Origin of the sequence: Mesorhizobium sp. KACC 23794, from assembly GCF_052180275.1 — a bacterium.
Classification (GTDB): domain Bacteria; phylum Pseudomonadota; class Alphaproteobacteria; order Rhizobiales; family Rhizobiaceae; genus Kumtagia.
Genome location: NZ_CP197465.1, coordinates 2,680,822 through 2,698,205 on the forward strand (window position 1 = coordinate 2,680,822; position 17,384 = coordinate 2,698,205).

Annotated in this window: 14 protein-coding genes; 4 read left to right on the top strand and 10 right to left on the bottom strand. The window is 63.2% G+C overall.

From position 1 onward, the window contains the following. Nucleotides 1-369 precede the first annotated feature (369 nt). Together ACSBOB_RS13220 and ACSBOB_RS13225 are read left to right on the top strand one after the other, a co-directional pair. Nucleotides 370-1,890, top strand: a complete 1,521-nt coding sequence (locus ACSBOB_RS13220; RefSeq protein WP_442582844.1) for a fumarate hydratase — start codon at nucleotides 370-372, stop codon at nucleotides 1,888-1,890. A gap of 92 nt (nucleotides 1,891-1,982) precedes the next feature. Continuing rightward, the gene (locus ACSBOB_RS13225) at nucleotides 1,983-3,278 is read left to right on the top strand and encodes a calcium-binding protein (protein WP_442582845.1); all 1,296 of its coding nucleotides are present in this window, start codon (nucleotides 1,983-1,985) and stop codon (nucleotides 3,276-3,278) included. Nucleotides 3,279-3,284: 6 nt separating this feature from the next. Here the strand turns inward: ACSBOB_RS13225 and ACSBOB_RS13230 are convergent, their stop codons facing one another. The 10 genes from ACSBOB_RS13230 to ACSBOB_RS13275 all read right to left on the bottom strand — a co-directional run bounded on the left by ACSBOB_RS13230 (nucleotide 3,285) and on the right by ACSBOB_RS13275 (nucleotide 14,861). Then, nucleotides 3,285-4,286 carry an ABC transporter permease gene (locus tag ACSBOB_RS13230; RefSeq protein ID WP_442582846.1) on the bottom strand — a complete coding sequence of 334 codons (1,002 nt, stop codon included), beginning with the start codon at nucleotides 4,284-4,286 and terminating at the stop codon, nucleotides 3,285-3,287. Further along, complete coding sequence (locus ACSBOB_RS13235) at nucleotides 4,283-5,812, bottom strand: sugar ABC transporter ATP-binding protein (protein ID WP_442582847.1); 1,530 nt, start codon at nucleotides 5,810-5,812, stop codon at nucleotides 4,283-4,285. The genes ACSBOB_RS13230 and ACSBOB_RS13235 overlap by 4 nt, the downstream gene beginning before the upstream one ends. A 324-nt stretch (nucleotides 5,813-6,136) precedes the next feature. Next, on the bottom strand, nucleotides 6,137-7,204 hold the full coding sequence (locus ACSBOB_RS13240; protein ID WP_442582848.1) for a sugar ABC transporter substrate-binding protein: 1,068 nt from the start codon (nucleotides 7,202-7,204) through the stop codon (nucleotides 6,137-6,139). 67 nt (nucleotides 7,205-7,271) lie between these two features. Continuing rightward, complete coding sequence (locus tag ACSBOB_RS13245) at nucleotides 7,272-8,039, bottom strand: SDR family NAD(P)-dependent oxidoreductase (RefSeq protein WP_442582849.1); 768 nt, start codon at nucleotides 8,037-8,039, stop codon at nucleotides 7,272-7,274. 215 nt (nucleotides 8,040-8,254) lie between these two features. Then, nucleotides 8,255-9,745 carry an ATP-binding cassette domain-containing protein gene (locus ACSBOB_RS13250; protein WP_442582850.1) on the bottom strand — a complete coding sequence of 497 codons (1,491 nt, stop codon included), beginning with the start codon at nucleotides 9,743-9,745 and terminating at the stop codon, nucleotides 8,255-8,257. Next, nucleotides 9,742-10,788, bottom strand: coding sequence for an ABC transporter permease (locus ACSBOB_RS13255; RefSeq protein ID WP_442582851.1), 1,047 nt, complete (start codon nucleotides 10,786-10,788; stop codon nucleotides 9,742-9,744). The genes ACSBOB_RS13250 and ACSBOB_RS13255 overlap by 4 nt, the downstream gene beginning before the upstream one ends. A gap of 68 nt (nucleotides 10,789-10,856) precedes the next feature. Continuing rightward, entirely contained in the window at nucleotides 10,857-11,975 is a 1,119-nt protein-coding gene (locus ACSBOB_RS13260) for a sugar ABC transporter substrate-binding protein (protein ID WP_442582852.1), read from the bottom strand. A 74-nt stretch (nucleotides 11,976-12,049) separates the two neighbouring features. After that, the gene (locus ACSBOB_RS13265; RefSeq protein ID WP_442582853.1) at nucleotides 12,050-13,189 is read right to left on the bottom strand and encodes a mandelate racemase/muconate lactonizing enzyme family protein; all 1,140 of its coding nucleotides are present in this window, start codon (nucleotides 13,187-13,189) and stop codon (nucleotides 12,050-12,052) included. 12 nt (nucleotides 13,190-13,201) lie between these two features. Next, nucleotides 13,202-14,080, bottom strand: coding sequence for an SMP-30/gluconolactonase/LRE family protein (locus ACSBOB_RS13270; RefSeq protein ID WP_442582854.1), 879 nt, complete (start codon nucleotides 14,078-14,080; stop codon nucleotides 13,202-13,204). Nucleotides 14,081-14,111: 31 nt separating this feature from the next. Then, complete coding sequence (locus tag ACSBOB_RS13275) at nucleotides 14,112-14,861, bottom strand: SDR family NAD(P)-dependent oxidoreductase (RefSeq protein WP_442582855.1); 750 nt, start codon at nucleotides 14,859-14,861, stop codon at nucleotides 14,112-14,114. Between the two features lie 575 nt (nucleotides 14,862-15,436). Between ACSBOB_RS13275 and ACSBOB_RS13280 the strand changes: the two genes are divergently transcribed. Together ACSBOB_RS13280 and ACSBOB_RS13285 are read left to right on the top strand one after the other, a co-directional pair. After that, nucleotides 15,437-16,522 (top strand): tartrate dehydrogenase, encoded by a 1,086-nt coding sequence (locus tag ACSBOB_RS13280; RefSeq protein ID WP_442582856.1) that lies wholly within the window; start codon nucleotides 15,437-15,439, stop codon nucleotides 16,520-16,522. Continuing rightward, complete coding sequence (locus tag ACSBOB_RS13285) at nucleotides 16,515-17,384, top strand: amidohydrolase family protein (RefSeq protein WP_442582857.1); 870 nt, start codon at nucleotides 16,515-16,517, stop codon at nucleotides 17,382-17,384. The genes ACSBOB_RS13280 and ACSBOB_RS13285 overlap by 8 nt, the downstream gene beginning before the upstream one ends.

The following is a 17,384-nucleotide window of genomic DNA, read 5'->3' on the forward strand; positions in this document are numbered from 1 at the left end:
AAGCGGCTTCAGTCCGCTTCGCCCACGAAGCTTCGGTGGTGTAAGTGTCATCTGCGTTTTCTGACGTCGCTTCACTCGGCCAGCATTTTCGTCAAGCTGGAACACCCCTCCTCCGTCTCGGCTTCGCCTCGACACCTTCTCCCACAAGGGGAGAAGATGGAGCGCTGCCGCTTCGCCTCCGCAAATCTCCAGCGTCGGCGATTGGCGGCGAGGCCGGCGCGAAACTCCCACTTCTCCCCTTGTGGGAGAAGGTGCCGAGCGCAGCGAGGCGGATGAGGGGTGTTCCAGCTTGGCGGAGCCATTCCCCAAGCGAAGTCTATGTCTGGCGAAGTCGCGCGAGCGCTGCCGATCTGCCGGCAGGCCAATAGAATGGTACCTCCCGTCACCATCCCCGGCAGCGACATCACCAAAACCGTCGCCGGCGCGCTGCAATACATCTCCTGCTATCATCCGCCGGATTATATCCGTCATCTCGCCGCCGCCTATGAGCGCGAACAGAGCCCGGCGGCGAAGAACGCGATCGCCCAGATTCTCGTCAATTCGCGCATGGCTGCCTTCGGACGCCGGCCGATCTGCCAGGACACCGGGCTGGTCGTCGTCTTCGCCAAGGTCGGCATGGATGTGCGCATCGAAGCCGAGCAAAGCTTCGCCGATCTGGTCAATGCCGGGGTGCGCGAGGCCTATCTCGACGAGACGAACCCCTTGCGCCCCTCGATGGTCGCCGATCCGCTGTTTTCGCGGGCCAACACACGCGACAACACGCCGGCGATCACCCATGTCGAGCTGGTGCCGGGCCGCACGATCGAACTGACGGTCGCGGCCAAGGGCGGCGGTTCGGAGAACAAGGCGCGTTTCGTCACCCTCAATCCTGCGGCTTCCGTCGGTGACTGGGTGGTGAAGACGATGGAGAGCCTGGGCAGTGGCTGGTGCCCGCCCGGCATGATCGGCATCGGCGTCGGCGGCAGCGCTGAAAAGGCGATGCTGCTGGCGAAAGAGGTGCTGAACGACAGGATCGACATGCTCGACCTGCTGCGGCGCGGGCCGGGTAATCCGCTCGAGGAAATGCGCATCGAGATCTATGAAAAAGTCAACGCGCTGGGCATCGGCGCGCAGGGGTTGGGCGGGCTGACCGCGGTGGTCGACGTGAAGATCGCGACCTATCCGTCGCATGCGGCCTCGAAGCCAGTGGCGCTGATCCCGCAATGCGCCGCAAACCGGCACATCAAGCTCGTACTCGACGGGAGCGGCCCGGCTTTCGCCGATCCGCCCGACATCGACGACTGGCCGGAGATTTTTCTGGAGGAAGCCGGTGGCGCGGCGCGGCGCGTGAACCTCGATACGTTGACGCGCGAGGAGGCTGCGACCTGGCGCGCCGGCGAGACGCTGTTGCTTTCCGGCCGTCTATTCACCGGCCGCGACGCCGCGCACAAACGCATCGCGCAACTGCTGGAGTGCGGGGAACCCCTGCCGGTCGATCTCAAGGACCGCATCATCTATTATGTCGGGCCAGTCAAGGCGGTGCGAGACGAAGTGGTTGGCCCGGCCGGCCCGACGACCTCCACCCGCATGGACGATTTCACTGACCTCATTCTGAGCGGAACCGGCCTGCTTGGCATGGTCGGCAAGGCGGAGCGCGGACCGGCAGCGATCGAAGCAATCCGAAAGTATGGCGCGCCCTACATGATCGCGGTCGGCGGCGCGGCCTATCTCATCTCGAAATCGATCAAGTCGGCGCGCGTGCTCGCCTTCGAGGATCTCGGCATGGAGGCGATCCATGAATTCGAGGTCAAGGACATGCCGGTGACGGTGGCGGTCGATGTGACCGGCCAGTCCGTCCACGAGAGCGGCCCGAGGATGTGGCGGAAGGTGATTGCCGACGCGGCAAGTTGAATTGCTTGGAAGTCCTTGCGGCATGGCCTACCCTGCCGATGAAGTCCTTGCTTGAATTCGGTTCAGCTTTCCAAAAAGTCGGAGGTTCAGCAATGCCCACCAAAATCATCTATCAGGATCGGGTCGGTACTGGCATACAGGAAACTCTGCTTGCCGACGAAGACGTCTATGTCGCTGGCGGAGTCACTGTCGGCTCTACCGAAAACGAGGCAATCGCCGGAACGACGAGTGACCATGAGTTCACGGTCGACGGCTATGTGTTCGGCGACTACATGGGCATCCTCAACAACAACGATCTCGCCCGGAACAACCATGTCGTCGTCGGAGAAACGGGAACCGTCAGCGCGAGCTTTCACAGCGGCGTGTATCTGAGCGGCGGCGAGCACACGGTTGCCAATTATGGCGAGATTCGTGGCAGCACCGGCATCACCATGTACACGACGTCGATCGACGGCGGCCAGTCGACGATCGTCAACCACGGCCTGATCCATGGCGATCACACCGGCATCGGGCGGCAGAACTCCGATGTGCGGGAAACGCTCGTCGTGACCAACTACGGCACGATCTACGGTGGCACCTACAGCTATTCCTATTCCGCCGGCGACTCGATCGAGCGGATCATCAACAAGGGCCTGATGATCGGCGATGTGTCGCTGGGAGACAACAACGATCTTTACGACGGCAGGCTCGGTACGCTTGACGGCCGTGTCGAAGCGGGCAGCGGCAACGACAGCGTCTATGGCGGCACCCAGGACGACCTGCTTTACGGTCAGGACGGCACCGACACGCTGATGGGCGGCGCCGGCGCCGACCTGCTCAATGGCGGCAGCGGGGCCGACCGGGCGTCCTATGCCTCGGCTACCAAGGCCGTCATCGTCAGCCTTGCCAACCCGACCATCAACAGCGGCGACGCCTTCGGCGACAGTTTTGTGTCGATCGAGAACCTTTCGGGGTCGAACTACGACGACTTCGTGTTCGGCAATTCGGCGACCAATGCGCTCAATGGGGGCGCAGGCAACGACTCGATCAAAGGCTATGGCGGCAAGGACACGCTGACCGGCTATACCGGCGCCGACATCTTCGTGTTCAACTCGGCGCTGAGCGCCTCGACAAATGTCGACACCATCACCGACTTCAGCGTGGCCGACGACACGATTCAGATCGACAACGCCTTCTTCACGGGTCTGCCGACCGGCGTGCTGGCCGCATCCGCCTTCCGCGCCAATTCGACGGGACTGGCCGGCGACGCCAGCGACCGGGTGATCTTCGAGTTCGATACGGGTAGGTTGTTCTTCGATGCCGACGGCAACGGCGCTGGAGCGCGAATCCAGTTCGCGACGCTTACTGTTGGTCTCGGGCTGACTGCCGCGGATTTCGTGGTGATCTGAGGTCGACTAATCGGCGCGCGCCGCCCGTTCCGCGCGGCGCGCGCGCTGATATTTGATTGCCTGGTCGAGCGTGACGGCCAGCACGATGACAGCGCCGGTGACGAAGGTCGACCATGTCGCGTCGATGCCGAAGAAGATCAGGCCGCTGGAGATCACCTGGATGATCATCATGCCGACCACCGCGCCGACGATGGTGCCGTGGCCGCCGCCGAGCGGCGTGCCGCCGATGATGACGGCGGCGATCACCACCAGCACGAAATCCGACCCCTCCTGCGGGTCGATGGCGCCGCGGAAGCCGACATACATGACGCCCGACAGGCCGCAGAGCGCGCCCATCAGCATCAGTGTCTGCAATCTTACCTTGCCGGTCGGGATGCCGGCGAAGCGGGCCGCCTCCGGATTGCTGCCGACCGCCTGCACGCGGTAGCCGAAGCGCGTCCTGTGCAGGACGAAATGCATGACGACCGCCAGCACGACGAAGACGAGTGCGGCCACCGGCAGGACGCCGAACAGTTTCGTCGAGATCATGCTGAAGAAATTGCTCGACGTGTCCGACGGCACGATGGCGCGGCCCTGGTTGGCGACCAGCGATGCGCCCTGGAACATCGAATAGGTGCCGAGCGTGACGATCACGGCGGGAAGCCGCAGGCCAACGACGAGGATGCCGTTCACGAAGCCGAGGCCGGCGCCGAAGATCACGCCCGCGAAAGCCGCGAGCCAGGGATTGAGCCCGGCGACCATCAGGATCGCGGCGAAGACGGCGGAGAAATTGAACATCCAGCCGACCGACAGGTCGATCTCGCGGATGGCGAGCAGGAACACCATGCCCAGCGCCAGCATGCCGAGGAAGGTCGTATTGCCGAGCAGCGCGAACAGGTTGATTGGGTTGAGGAAGCGCGGTCTGGCCACGCCGACGATCACCATCATGGCGACAAGTGCCGCGATCACGCCGATCTCGTCGGGCAGCGTGAAGCGCCAGCGCGCCGGAGCAGAGGATGTTTCGCTCATGAGGCGGCCTTGGTTTTGCTGGCGCTGATATCGCCGGTGTTGATCAGGCGCAGCAGCGCGCGGTTATCAGTCTCGCCGCCCTTGACCTCGCCGACCAGTCGGCCCTGGTAGATGACGAGGATGCGGTCGCAGAGACCAATCAGTTCCGGCAGTTCGGTCGAGCTGAACAGCACGATGCCGCCATTGGCCGACATTTCGCGGATCAGCCCGTAGATCTCGCGCTTGGCGCCGACATCGACGCCACGCGTCGGATCGTCGAGCAGGAAGACGTCCGGTCCGATCTCCAGCCATTTGCCGATGACCACCTTCTGCTGGTTGCCGCCGGAGAGCGAGTTGGCGAGCGACCAGGCCGAGTCGGCCTTGATGTGCAGCAGGTCGATCTGGCGCCGCGCCCGCTTGAAGGCGTCCTGCGGCAGGTACCAGACGGGGCCATCGCCGCGCGCGCCGACGAAAACGTTGGAGATGTTGAACAGGATGGACTTGTCCAGCATCAGGCCGTTTTTGCGGCGATCGGCGGGCACGAGGCAGACGCGGCGTTTCGCGGCCTCGGTCGTGTTCTTCGGCAAGCCGCGGCCGTCCGGAAAAGTCACGCTGCCGCGGCGCGCCGAATGGATGCCGAAGAGAATTTCGAGGATATCGGTCACTCCCGAACCCTCCAAACCCGCCAATCCAACGACTTCGCCCGAGCGGGCAGAAAATGAAACATGCTCCAGCCGCCCACCTGAGAGATCGGAAACGTCGATCCGCCGTTCGGCGACATTCGCCCGCTTCGGCAATGGTGGCGGAAACAATGCCTCGCGCTGGCGGCCGATCATCGCCTCAATCACCTCGGGGATGGTCAGCTCAGCCGTGTCTTTCGTCATCACGTCGCGGCCGTTGCGGGTCACCGTGATGCGGTCGGTGATCGAAAACACCTCTTCCAGCCGATGCGAGACGTAGAGCATGGTGATGCCGCGCTGACGCAGGCCCTGCAGCACCGAGAACAGCCGCTCCGTCTCGCGGCGGTTTAGCGCAGAGTTCGGCTCGTCGAGGATAAGGAGGCGCGGCTCCTCCAGCAGCACGCGGCAGAGTTCGACCAGTTGCCGTTCGCCTATCGACAGGCGGCTGAGCGGCGCGCGTACGTCGACGTGCAGGCCGAGCCGATCGAGCATGGCGCGGCTTTCGTCTTCCATCGCTTTCAGCGAGATCAGGCCATGACGGGTTGGCTCGCGATTGACGAATAGGTTGGCGAGCACCGAGCGCTCGGGAAACAGGCTGAGTTCCTGATAGACGATGCCGATGCCCTGGCGGTGCGCGGCGCGGGGGCTGCCCAGCATCACCGGCGCATCCTCGATGAAGATCTCGCCACTGTCGGCGTGCACCGCGCCCGCCAGCACCTTCATCAGCGTCGATTTTCCGGCGCCGTTCTCGCCGACCACCGCATGGATGGTGCCGCGCTCGACCTCGATGTTCATGTCGGCGAGCGCCACCACGCCGCCATAGCGCTTGGTGAGATGTCTGACGGAGATCAGGGGTGTTGACGACATTAGCGGTGGGCCAAAGGTAAGATTTCTGCACCACTTTTCGGTATGGCCGTTCCTTCGCACCCCACTCTGTCCGGCCGGACATCTCCCCCGCAAGGGGGGAGATTGGGCGACCGCCTTGAATTCACCAATCGCCACCGTTGCAGCATGAGCGACAAAGCTAAAGCTGCCAATCTCCCCCCTTGTGGGGGAGATGTCCGGCCGGACAGAGGGGGGTGCGAAGGAGCGCCCACTTCAACAGGTGAACGAAAAGCTGACCGCATTCCATCTCCAGAAACAAACGGGGGCGGAAAACGCCCGCCCCCGAAAATCAATGCGATATCGACCTCACTCCGACTCGGCCGCGATCGGTTGTGGCGCAGCGCCCAGCATCTCGACCGTCAGCGACTTGGTCCACGGCGCGTAGTAGGTGGCCGTCGCAGCCGGATCGGCCGCGAGCTTTTCTGCCTCCTCGAAGGTTATCTTCGGCAGGCCGTTCGCCATGTCGACGCCCTCGGACGTCACGATCTGCGAGCCGGAATTGTAGAAACCGGGCTGCAGGGCGACGCCGTTGCGGATCGAGTTCACCAGCAGCGCGATCGGCAGATAGCCCTGGACGAAGGCGCTCTGGCCGATCGTCACATAGGCATGGCCTTCCTTGATCGCCTTCAGGTTGAGCTCGGTCAGGTCGTAGCCGCCGGCCACGAACTTGTCGCCATTGGCGGCATTGAGCTTGCCGAGGCTTGTGACGTCCGGTGCGCAAAGGCCGATCAGGGCGATCGCGTCGGGGTTGGCGGCGTAGAGCTGTTCCCAGCGGTTATAGTTGTCGACCGCCGAGACTTTTACGTCGAACGGGCCGAGCACGTTCAGGCCGGAAGCGGCTTTCAGCGATTCCTGCACGCCCTTGGCGCGGTTCTCCAGCACTGGGAAGCCGGGGAAACAGTTGCCGATGATGACGGTGCCCTTGGCCGATGCGCCGCCGAGTTTGTCGACGATCATCTTGCCGAGGATGCGCCCGCTTTCGACCGACTTTTCGCCGACATAGGGCGCCTTCACGCCCTGGCTGAGCAGATTGTACTGGACGATCGGCACGCCGGACGAGATCAACTCGTTGAGCGCGCCGGCCATGGATTCGCCCGGCACCGACGTCGCGACGCCCTTGGCCCCGGCGTTGGCGAAGTTCTGCACCAGCTTCAACTGTCCTTCCGGTGCGCCGCCGGCCTGTTGCGCAACGGTGAGCGTCACGCCGAGATCCTTGGCGGCCGCCTGTGCGCCGTCGATGATCTGCTGGACGAACGGATCGCCCTGCGCGTGGGTGACGAAGCCAATCGCCTCGTCGGCAGCCCACGTGGTGGTGGTGATGATGAGGGTTGCGGCGGTTGCCGCGAGTCCTGCTGCTATCGACGTCAAGCGCATAAAAATCTCCTCCCGAAATTTTCGTTGCAAGTTTCGTATTGCCGCATCGCCGAAAGCGAGGCGGATGTCAGATGGCGGTTAGGCCGCCGTCGACGAACATAAAAGAGCCGGTCATGTAGGACGCGTCGTCGGACGCCAGGAATGCCACCGCGCCGGCGATCTCCTCCGGTTCGGCGCCACGGCGCAGCGGGATGTTCTGGATTTGCCATTCATAGACTTTCGGATCGGCAACCAGTTCGCGCACGATCGGCGTCAAGGTGAAGCCAGGCACCACCACGTTGACCCTTATGCCTTCCGGCGCGTGATCGACGGCCATCACTCGCGACAGGCCGTGCACGCCGCCCTTCGACGAGCCGTAGGCGATATTGGCCGGCGTGCAGCCCGACATGCCGGTCGGCGAGCCGGTCAGAACGACCGCGCCCTTGCCGGCTGTCCGCTTGATCGCCGCGACGCCGTGCTTGCAGGCGAGATACATGCCGGTGAGATTGACGCCGACGATCTCGTCCCAGACTTCTTTCGGCAGCGCATCGACCTTGCGGTCGCGTTCGCCTGAAAAGATGCCGGCGTTGGAGACGAGGATATCCAGCCGCCCAAAAGCATCGACGACATGGTTCATTGCCGCCTCGACAGCGGGCTCATCACTGACATCTACTTTGATGGCAATCGCTTCGCCGCCGGCGGCGTTGATCATCGCCGCGGTCTTCTCGGCGCTTTCGGCCTTCCAGTCGAGAACGGCAATCTTGCAGCCTTCCTCGCCAAGGCGGACGGCAGCCGCCTGGCCGATGCCGGAACCGGCGCCGGTGATGGCCGCAACCTTTCCTTTCAAACCGCGCATCGCTCCTCCCCAGCTCGCCGCGGCGCTGTCGCGCGGAGAGCGGAACAGCGTTATTTGCTGTTCATCTCAACGGATAATAACGTTTCCATTCCTCGCGTCAAGCAATGTGCAGCATGTGCTATTGGCATTGTTTTTAAAAGATTTCTTGACCAGAAATCGGTTCCATCATCCCAGGCCGTTCCAGCCTCGGCGGCTGCTCCCGCGACCGGCGCGGCTCAGGCAGCCTTTGCTGTACGCCCGTGAGCCTCCAGGCGGGTGATATCGGTGGCGAGTTGCTCGACGTGGTCGTAGGAGGCGAGCGAAAGCGGCGGCGACAATCTGCCGTCGGACACGACATAGGCCGTGTCGGCAACCTCGAATATCTCCAGCACTTCCGTGCAGAATATCACTACGGCTTTGCCGCCTGCCGCATAGTCGCGAAGCAGGCGATAGATCTCGGCCTTGGAGTGGATGTCGACGCCACGTGTCGGCTCTTCGAGCACGAGGAGTTCGGGCGAGCAGTTCAGCGCCTGCGCGATCGCCACCTTCTGCTGGTTGCCGCCCGACAGTGAGCGGATCGGCTGGCTGATTGATCCGGTCTTGACCAGAAACCGCTTCACGGCGGCCTGCGCCAGCGTCTTCATCTTTGCCCGCTTCAACGCGAGGCTGGGCCAGGCGATCTCCGGTATGCCCAGGCGCACGAGCAGATTGTCGCCGACTGAAAAGTTGGAATAGAGGCTGAGCGCCCGGGTGGCGGGCACATAGGAGCGCAGGCGGCGCAAGCCGACATCGCCTGTGTCGCCCAGCCTGGCGACGCCGGTGGTGCGCTCCAGCCCGGCGAACGAGCGCAGAAGCTCGCGCGCACCGGAACCTTCCACTCCCATAAGCGCGACGATCTCGCCGCCGCGCGCATCGAAGCTGATGCTTTTGAAAGCGGTGGCATGCGACCAGTCGCGCACGGAGAACAGCGCTTTGCCCGCCTGCTTGCCGGAACCTCGGTTCCCGGCCGAAATTGCCTGGGCGCTCTCGGTGACGAGTTGCCGCGCCAGCCCATCTTCGGTCAGCGCTTCGCCGGAAAGGACCGTGCGGACCCGACCGTCGCGTACCACCGCCACCCGCGCGCAATGCGAGACGAGGTCGTTCAGGCGATGGGTAATCAGCACCACCATGCGGCCGGACGCCGCCAGCTTGTCCATCTCGCGGAACAGTTCGTCGGACTCTTCCGCCGTCAGCGCCGAGTTCGGCTCGTCGAACAGGAAGACGCGGGCATCCCGCGCGACGGCACGGGCGATCTCCGTGCGTTGCTGGGTAGCCAGCGAGCAATCGGATAGCGCCGCGTCGCGCCATTGCGTCAGGCCGAGCGCATCCATGACGGCGGCGTCGGCGGCGCCAAGTTTCGGCCAGGTCTTCGACATCCCCTCGCGGCCCGCCATGACATTCTGCGCGACGGTCAAATTCGGGAAAAGCTGCGGCTCCTGGTGGACCACCGCCACAGCGTGCCAGTCGTCGGTCGGCGACCAGGATTTGCCGTCAAAGGTGAGCGTGCCCGCGCTGGGCTTTTCCTCGCCGCCGATGATCCGCACCAGCGTCGACTTGCCGGCGCCGTTCGGGCCGGCGATGCCAAGGATTTCGCCCGGCTTGATGTCGAGATCGACGCCATTCAAGGCGACCGTGTTGCCATAGTGCTTGCTGACACCGCGCAGGCTAATGCCGCTCGTCGCGTTCATGCCGCGCGCCTCTTGCGCAGCGATGTGAGGAACAGGTCTAACGAGACCGCGCCGATGGTGACCGCGCCGAGGAATATTTGCTGAACGTGTGGCCCGGGGGAGAGCAGCGCGAGGCCGATCTGCAACTCGGCGAGCAGCAGCGCGCCACCCAGTGTGCCGATGACCGTGCCCTTGCCGCCGGACAGGCTGGCGCCGCCGATGATGACGGCGGCGAACACCGGAAAAGTCTGCGACAGGCCGATGTCCGGCTGGCTGGTCTGGATGAAGGAGAAATCGAGGATGCCGGCGATTGCGGCCAGCACGGAGCAGAGGATGAAGGCGGTGACCTTGTAGCGCTTGACCGGCAGCCGCGCGAGCTTGCCCGCCTCCGGGTTGCCGCCGATCGCCATGAGCCGGAAGCCGAACAGCGAACGATGCAGCAGGAAGCCCACCACAACAGCGATGCCGAGCATCCAGAACACCTCGATCGACAGGCGGTACTGGCCGATGCTCTGGGTCAGGCCGATGAAAAAATCCAGCTCGCCTTGCGGCATCTCCGCGTCCGGCGGCGGATAGTTGGGGTTGAAGGTCGAGGTGTTGGTAATCCAGAGCGACAGGCCGTAGAGCAGATTGTAGCTGCCCAGCGTCACGATGAACGACGGTATCTTGAAGCTGGTCACCATCAGCCCATTGAACAGGCCAACCAGCACGCCGACGCCGATGGCGATCGGTATTGCGAGGTAGACCGAAACGCCCATGACGATCCAGACGACGGCAAGCGTGTTGGCCGCCAGCCCGTACATGGCGCCGAAGGACAGGTCGATCTCACCCACCACGATGACCAGCGTCAGGCCGAGCGCCATGATGGCGACGGAACTCATGGCGCGCAGCACCGAGACGCCGAGGACCGGATTGGCAAAGTTCGGATTGATGAAGATGAAGATCAGCGCGACGAGAATGACGGCCAGGAAAAGTCCTCCCAGCCGGAGCACCACGTCGAGCGTGGCTTTTCCGACACCCGTGGCGGGCCGCGTCGCGGCGGTCTGCGTCGTGTCGGTTGTCATCAAGAACCTCGGATGTTGTTGAAACGGAAAGCGGGCGGGAAATTTCCCGCCCGCGAAAGTGATTGTCGTTATTTCGCCTGCAGGGTGCGGTCGAGTTCCTCGCGCGCCTTGGCGACGTCGGCCTTCATGACGGCCTTCAGCGTCTGCGTGTTGGGCAAGATCTCGCCGTCCTTCAGGAATTTCGCGCAGGCCGGCCCGCCAAAGGCGGCCTGGTCGGGCCAGCGCTGATCGAGCTGCGCCACTTGGATGCCCTTCTCGATCGCGTCGAGCTGGCCCTTGGAAGAATTCCAGCCGATGGTGAACACCTTGCCTTCCAGCCCGAGGTCGACGATGGCGCGGTCGGCATGCTCGGCGCCGATGTCGACGTTCTGGATGAACTGCACGTTCGGATTGGCGAGCAGGAAGGCCTTATAGACGTCGTAGGTCTTGCCGGGCTCGTAGGAGGTGTTGAGGCCGTTCGCCGCCGCCGTAACAAAGGTAGCGTCGGGAATGGCCGCCTTGATGCCTTCTTCAAAACCCTTCATGCGGCCCTGCGCCCAGAACTGCGTCGGGTCGCCGCCGGAGACGGCAAAGACCTTGATGTCGGACTTTTTGTTGTCCTTGATCCATTTCAGCACGGTCTCGGCGGCGGTGGCGCCTTCCTTGTCCGGAATCTGGGTGAAGTTGGTGAATTCATGGCCGCGCGAAGTGACGCCGGCCGTGAACACCGGGATGCCCTGTTCCATCACCTTGTTGGTGATCGCGGTCATGGCGTCGGAGGAGACTGGCTCGATGCTCAGGCAGTCGATCTCGCCGGCAGCCAGCTTCGCCTCGATCTGGCTGACCTGCATGTTGGGGTCGTTCTGGACCGGGGCGATGGAGGCGCACTCCATCGGGTAGATTTCCTTGCCCATCTTGCAGCCCATCTCGAAGCCCGCCTTGTATTGCGGCGAGAACAGCGGGATGCCGGAGGCCTGGTAGGAGAAGACGTAGTTGATCGGCTGGTTGTTCTTGATCTTCTCGACGATGCTGTCGGCGAGCTTGAAGGTGCCCCAGTCGCGCTTCACCTCGAAGGGCGCGCCCTCGACTTTGTCGCCGGATTTCGGAATCTGGCTTTCGCTGGCCTCCTGGGCAATCGCGGCGCCGGCAAGCGCCAGTGCGGCGCAGCCGACAGCGGCTGCGAGCATGTGCTGGTAAATCGTCTTCACTTCAAACCTCCCATTGTTGTCGCCTGACTAAATGTTCCCTTGGCCTCCCGGTGCCCGTGCCGGGAGTTTTGCTTTCAGATGAGCCCGAGCACCTTTTCGCTCCGATAACCTTCCACGACTTCCTCGATCACCTCGATGCCGAGGCCGGGACCGCTCGGTGGGTAGATCCAGCCGTCCTTGTGGTCGAAGGGTTTTGTCACGAGGTCGTGCTGCATCGGATTGCGCAACGGCTTCAGTTCGAACAGCTTGCAGGCCGGCGAGTTGAAGGAGATGGCGAGGCTGGCCGCGCTGACGATCGCCGACGACCACGCGTGAGCGTTGGCCTGGCGGCGGTAGAACTCGCAACGTTCGGTCACCTTCTTGAAGCCGGTGATGCCCTCGGCGCGGCCGGGATCGACGCCGATGACGTCGACCGTGCCCGTCGCCAGAACGCGTTCGAACTGTTCGAGCGTCCACTCGCGCTCGCCATAGGCGATGCGCGTCGTCGTCTTGGAGCGCAGATTGGCGTAACCCTCGGGGTCCCAGGCGCCGAGCGGTTCCTCGATCCAGGCGAGGTTGTATTCCTCCATCGCCTTGGCGCGGCGCACGGCGTCGGTCACATCCCATTTGATATTGATGCCGTTGTCGATCATCAGCATCTTGTCGCCCAGCACCTCGCGCATCGCCTTGACGTAAGCGACGTCTCTGCTGTGGTCGTAGCCGAGATTGGCGTTGCCGCGTTTGCCGAAGCCGGTTTTCAAGCCCTGCAGGCCGGTCGAGACCCATTCGGCAGTCTCCTCCGCCATCTCCTCGATGTTTTCGTAATGCGCATGGCAGGAGGCGATTGCCGGCAATTTCTCATGCACGGGGCCGCCGAGCAGGTCGAGCACGCTCTTTCCGAGTGCCTTCCCCTTCAAATCCCACAGCGCGATGTCGATTGCGGCGGTGGCGTAGGAGGCGATGCCGCCGTGATAGCCGTACCACCAGGCCTGTTGCTTGTTCTGCCGCCACAGCGCCTCGGTGTGCACCGGATCCTTGCCGATCAGGTTCGGCGCCATGCCCTCGATGATCGCCTTGGTGGCGAAATTGGCCTCCGGGAACTGGGTGATCGATTCGCCCCAGCCCACCTGGCCGTCATCGGCGGTGATCTTGGCCAGGCACAGATGCCGCAGCGCATTGAAATCGTTCGGCTCGGGATAGCTGACCGGGATAGCTTCGACCTTGGCGATCTTCATAATGCGTATGCCCTAACCGATTGCGCCGCGAAACAGCGGCATGCCTTCGACCCCCACGTCGACCTCGATCAGCCGGCCCGTCATGGCCGCGCCTGTCACGTCGAAGGGGCCCATGTCGCAGCAGAAGAGTTTTCCACCCTTGCCGAAACAGCAGTTGAGGATGGTGCCGCCGGTCTCGACGAAGTGCAGGAAGTTGCCGTTGGTGTCGATGACGTCGACGCCACCGCCTGCCACGGCCGTGATCCAGAAATTACCGTCGACGTCGATCTTGAAGCCGTCCGGGATATGCCCGTCCGGCAGCGTCCAAAGATGTGTCTTGGTGCCGTCCGGTTTGCGGCGAACGACTTTCAGCGTGTAGGATTCGACCCAGACGATCGACCCGTCGGGCTCGGCGACGATGCCGTTCGGATAGACATAGTCGAGTTCCTCAAGGATTTTTGCGACGCCGTTCTTCTCGACGACGATAATGCGGCCCGGATGCGGCTTGTCGGCGGGGTTCCAGTCCCCGGAATCGGTGAAATAGAGACGGCCATCGGCGCCGAAGGTGAGGTCGTTCGGGCCGTCGAATTTCTTGCCGTCGGCTTCGGTCACCAGGATCTCGACCTTGCCGTTGGGGAGTGTCTTCTGGATCGACGGTGGACGATGAACGGGCGCCGTCCAGGCGCCGACATTGGGGGTCTGGGTCGAATAGACGGCTCCGTCCGATCCTAGCATGCAGGCATTCGGTCCGCCGCCGACGAACGCATATTGTCCCTGGGTATTGGTCTTCGGATCCCAGAAGCCGATCTCGCTGGCGTAGGTGTTGGCGTAGATCACGCGCCCGTCGTCAAGCTCGTAGGGCCCCTCGGGATGGCCGAGGCCCGTCGCGCGGGTCTTGATGGGCTTCTTCATGATCTCCTCCCCATGATCGGCATACTCGATTTCACCAGTTGACCGTTCCGCCCGTGAAATTCAGGGCCTGGCCGGTCATGTAGGCTGCCTCGTCGGACAGCAGGAACCAGATAAGCCCGGCGCATTCCTTCGCGCTCGCGCCGCGGCCGAGCGGCACCGCCTTCTTGCGCTGCGCATCGAGTTCGGCGGCAGTGATGCCGCGCTTCTTCGCCACGCCCGCCAGAAAATTGTCCTGCATCTCGGTGTCGACGATGCCGGGGCAGATGGCATTGACCCTGACCGGCCGGTCCGCCAGCGCATAGGCGAAGGAGCGGGTGATCGACAGGATCGTCGTCTTCGACGCGGCATAGGCCGCGACATCGGTCGAGGTCGCAAGTTTTGCCGAACTGGACGACAGGTTGACGATCGCGCCGCCCGGATTGAGCTTTGGGCCGATCTGCTGGCACAGGAAGAACACCGACTCGGCATTGACCGCCTGGATGGTGCGCCATTCCTCCACCGTCACCTCGAAGATCGGCTTGACGCGCAACATGCCGGCCGAGTTGACGAGATAGTCGTACCCGGCGACGTCAGCGGCCAGCGCCTGGCGCTGAGACGGGTCGGAAAGGTCGACGACGCGGGTGCTACAGCCTTCACCGGCAAGGTCGGTCAGCCGACCCTCGTCGATGTCGACGGCCAGCACCTCGACATTTTCCGCGAGCAGGCGCCGGGCCACGGCCTTGCCGATGCCGCGCGCGGCACCGGTCACCACCGCCCGTTTTTTGCCGTTCCCAGACTTCATTGCCCTCACCAGGGCGCTTTCGCGCCACCATCCTGTGTAACCGGGGAATTCATTGAAGGTCCCGCCGCCGGTCACGGCGACGACCCGGTCGCCGCGCAACCTCCCCAGGCGACATCGCGAGAACTATATTGAAACGTTCCCATGGCGTGCAAGTGATTTATTTGCATGACGGGAAGCGAGACGAGAGTGCGTTGCGCGCCCAACGGCATCAAGTGATCTGAGAGTGCTGCTGCGCCATTCTCGCAGGCGGTTGAGGATGATCGTGAATTTTCACGATACGCGGACGAGAGGTGCGAAAATCGCGGTCAAACCATTGTGCAGTGCAGAACAGCGTGACCTGTTCAGGCCAAGGAAAAGCTTGTGCGGGTGGGAAGCCGGTCGATAGCCAGTCTGTCCGGATCCAATAGTCCCGAGTGCTCGCGGCACCGCGTTGGAATTGCGCCGATCCTTCCTAGTGACGATTCCGATCGTTCCCTTAGCAAATACATGGCCTTGAAAAGGCGGCAAAGCGCGGCTACTAATGGAAACGATATCATGAACGGAGCGCGACCATCGCGCTCCATTTCGGGGACCATATGGCTGGCTTCAGGATCGCGGTGATCGAGGGCGACGGCATCGGCAAGGAGGTCGTGCCGGAAGGTATTCGCGTGGTCGAGGCTTCGGCCAAGGCTTTCGGCCTCGATATTTCCTGGGACCGGCTCGACTGGGGCTGCGACCATCACGCCCGCCACGGTCGAATGATGCCGGCGAACGGTCTCGACCGCATCGCCGGTCACGACGCGATCTTCCTCGGCGCCATCGGCTGGCCGACCGTCTCAGATGTGGAATCGCTGTGGACGCTGCTGATGCCGATCCGCCGCAATTTCCAGCAATATGTAAACCTTCGCCCCGTCCGCCTTTTCGAGGGCGTTCCGTCGCCGCTGGCCAGCCCCGGCGACATCGATTTCTATATCGTGCGCGAGAACAACGAAGGCGAATATTCCGAGATCGGCGGCCGGATGTTCCCCGACATGGACCAGGAAATGGTCAGCCAGGAGACGATTTTAACGCGCTTCGGCTGCGACCGCGTCATGCGCTTCGCTTTCAACCTGGCACGCAAGCGCAAGAAGAAACTGACGTCGGCGACCAAGTCCAACGGCATCATTCATACGATGCCGTTCTGGGACGAGCGGTTTCGCGCCAACGCCAAGGAATTTCCGGACGTGGCGACGGAGCAATACCATATCGACATCCTCACAGCGCATTTCGTGCGCCGACCGGCGAGTTTCGACGTGGTGGTGGCGAGCAATCTGTTCGGCGACATCCTGTCCGATCTCGGGCCGGCCGTGACCGGCACGATCGGCATAGCACCGTCGGGAAACCTCAACCCCGAGCGGCGGTTCCCGTCGATGTTCGAGCCGGTGCATGGATCCGCGCCGGATATCGCCGGCCAGAACATCGCCAATCCGATCGGCCAGATCTGGTCGGGCGCGATGATGCTGGAGCATCTCGGGGCGAAGGATGCCGCCGACGCGATCGTGAGCGCCATCGAGCGCGTGCTTGCGTCGGGCGAGAATTTGACGCGGGACATGGGCGGCACCGCTTCGACCTCCTCGCTCGGTCAAGCCGTGGCCGATGCGATCTCAAAACATCCGGCAAAGAAGGTGCTGGTCGATGGCTGAACTCGCCTTTGTCGATACGCATTTCCACCTGCATGACATGAAGCATCCGACGCTTCGCTACGGATGGCTGGAGCCGGACGCCGTGCACGGTTTCCTGCCCGACACCGACCCGCTGAAGGCACAGCGCTACCGCATCAAGGACTATCTCGCCGAGATACGCTTCGCCAACGTGCCGAAGGCGATCCATGTCCAGGCGGCGGTGAGCACGCCGGATCCGGTCGACGAGACCGCATGGCTCCAGGCTTTTGCCGACGAGACCGGCTATCCGCAGGGCATCGTCGCCGAATGCCATCTGGCGCGGCCGGATGCGGGCGCGGTGCTGGACAGGCACCTTGAATTCGCCAACGTACGCGGCATCCGCAGTTTCGGCGAAGGCAACTATCTGGTCGATCCGGCCTGGCGGCGCGGTTTCGCCGAGCTTGAGGCGCGCAATCTCGTCTATTGCCTGGATACGCGGGTCGAGCGGGCGGATGACGTCCTGGATTTAGCTCGAACCTTCCCCGGCATCCTGATTTGCGTGGATCATTGCGCGATCCCGATGGGGCGGGATGCGACGAGTTTCAAGGCTTGGCGACGCGCCATGGAGATAATGGCGAAAGCGCCGAACGTGATCATGAAGATCTCCGGGCTCGGCATGACTGATCCGCTATGGACCGTCGCTTCTATCCGTCCCTATGTGCTCGGCAGCATCGAGGCGTTCGGCGCGGATCGCGTGGTGTTCGGCACCAACTGGCCGGTCGACCGCATGTTCAGCTCTTACCCGGACGTCATCAACGCCTATGCCGAGATCATTTCCGGTTTTCCGCGCGCCGAGCAGGTCAAAATGTTCTCCGGCAACGCCGAACGCATCTTCAGGATATGA

Bases quoted from the DNA above. Each gene is read 5' to 3' on its own strand.
- ACSBOB_RS13220 (WP_442582844.1), top strand. From the start codon at position 370: ATGGTACCTCCCGTCACCATCCCCGGCAGCGACATCACCAAAACCGTC.
- ACSBOB_RS13225 (WP_442582845.1), top strand. From the start codon at position 1,983: ATGCCCACCAAAATCATCTATCAGGATCGGGTCGGTACTGGCATACAG.
- ACSBOB_RS13230 (WP_442582846.1), bottom strand. From the start codon at position 4,286: ATGAGCGAAACATCCTCTGCTCCGGCGCGCTGGCGCTTCACGCTGCCC.
- ACSBOB_RS13235 (WP_442582847.1), bottom strand. From the start codon at position 5,812: ATGTCGTCAACACCCCTGATCTCCGTCAGACATCTCACCAAGCGCTAT.
- ACSBOB_RS13240 (WP_442582848.1), bottom strand. From the start codon at position 7,204: ATGCGCTTGACGTCGATAGCAGCAGGACTCGCGGCAACCGCCGCAACC.
- ACSBOB_RS13245 (WP_442582849.1), bottom strand. From the start codon at position 8,039: ATGCGCGGTTTGAAAGGAAAGGTTGCGGCCATCACCGGCGCCGGTTCC.
- ACSBOB_RS13250 (WP_442582850.1), bottom strand. From the start codon at position 9,745: ATGAACGCGACGAGCGGCATTAGCCTGCGCGGTGTCAGCAAGCACTAT.
- ACSBOB_RS13255 (WP_442582851.1), bottom strand. From the start codon at position 10,788: ATGACAACCGACACGACGCAGACCGCCGCGACGCGGCCCGCCACGGGT.
- ACSBOB_RS13265 (WP_442582853.1), bottom strand. From the start codon at position 13,189: ATGAAGATCGCCAAGGTCGAAGCTATCCCGGTCAGCTATCCCGAGCCG.
- ACSBOB_RS13270 (WP_442582854.1), bottom strand. From the start codon at position 14,080: ATGAAGAAGCCCATCAAGACCCGCGCGACGGGCCTCGGCCATCCCGAG.
- ACSBOB_RS13275 (WP_442582855.1), bottom strand. From the start codon at position 14,861: ATGAAGTCTGGGAACGGCAAAAAACGGGCGGTGGTGACCGGTGCCGCG.
- ACSBOB_RS13280 (WP_442582856.1), top strand. From the start codon at position 15,437: ATGGCTGGCTTCAGGATCGCGGTGATCGAGGGCGACGGCATCGGCAAG.
- ACSBOB_RS13285 (WP_442582857.1), top strand. From the start codon at position 16,515: ATGGCTGAACTCGCCTTTGTCGATACGCATTTCCACCTGCATGACATG.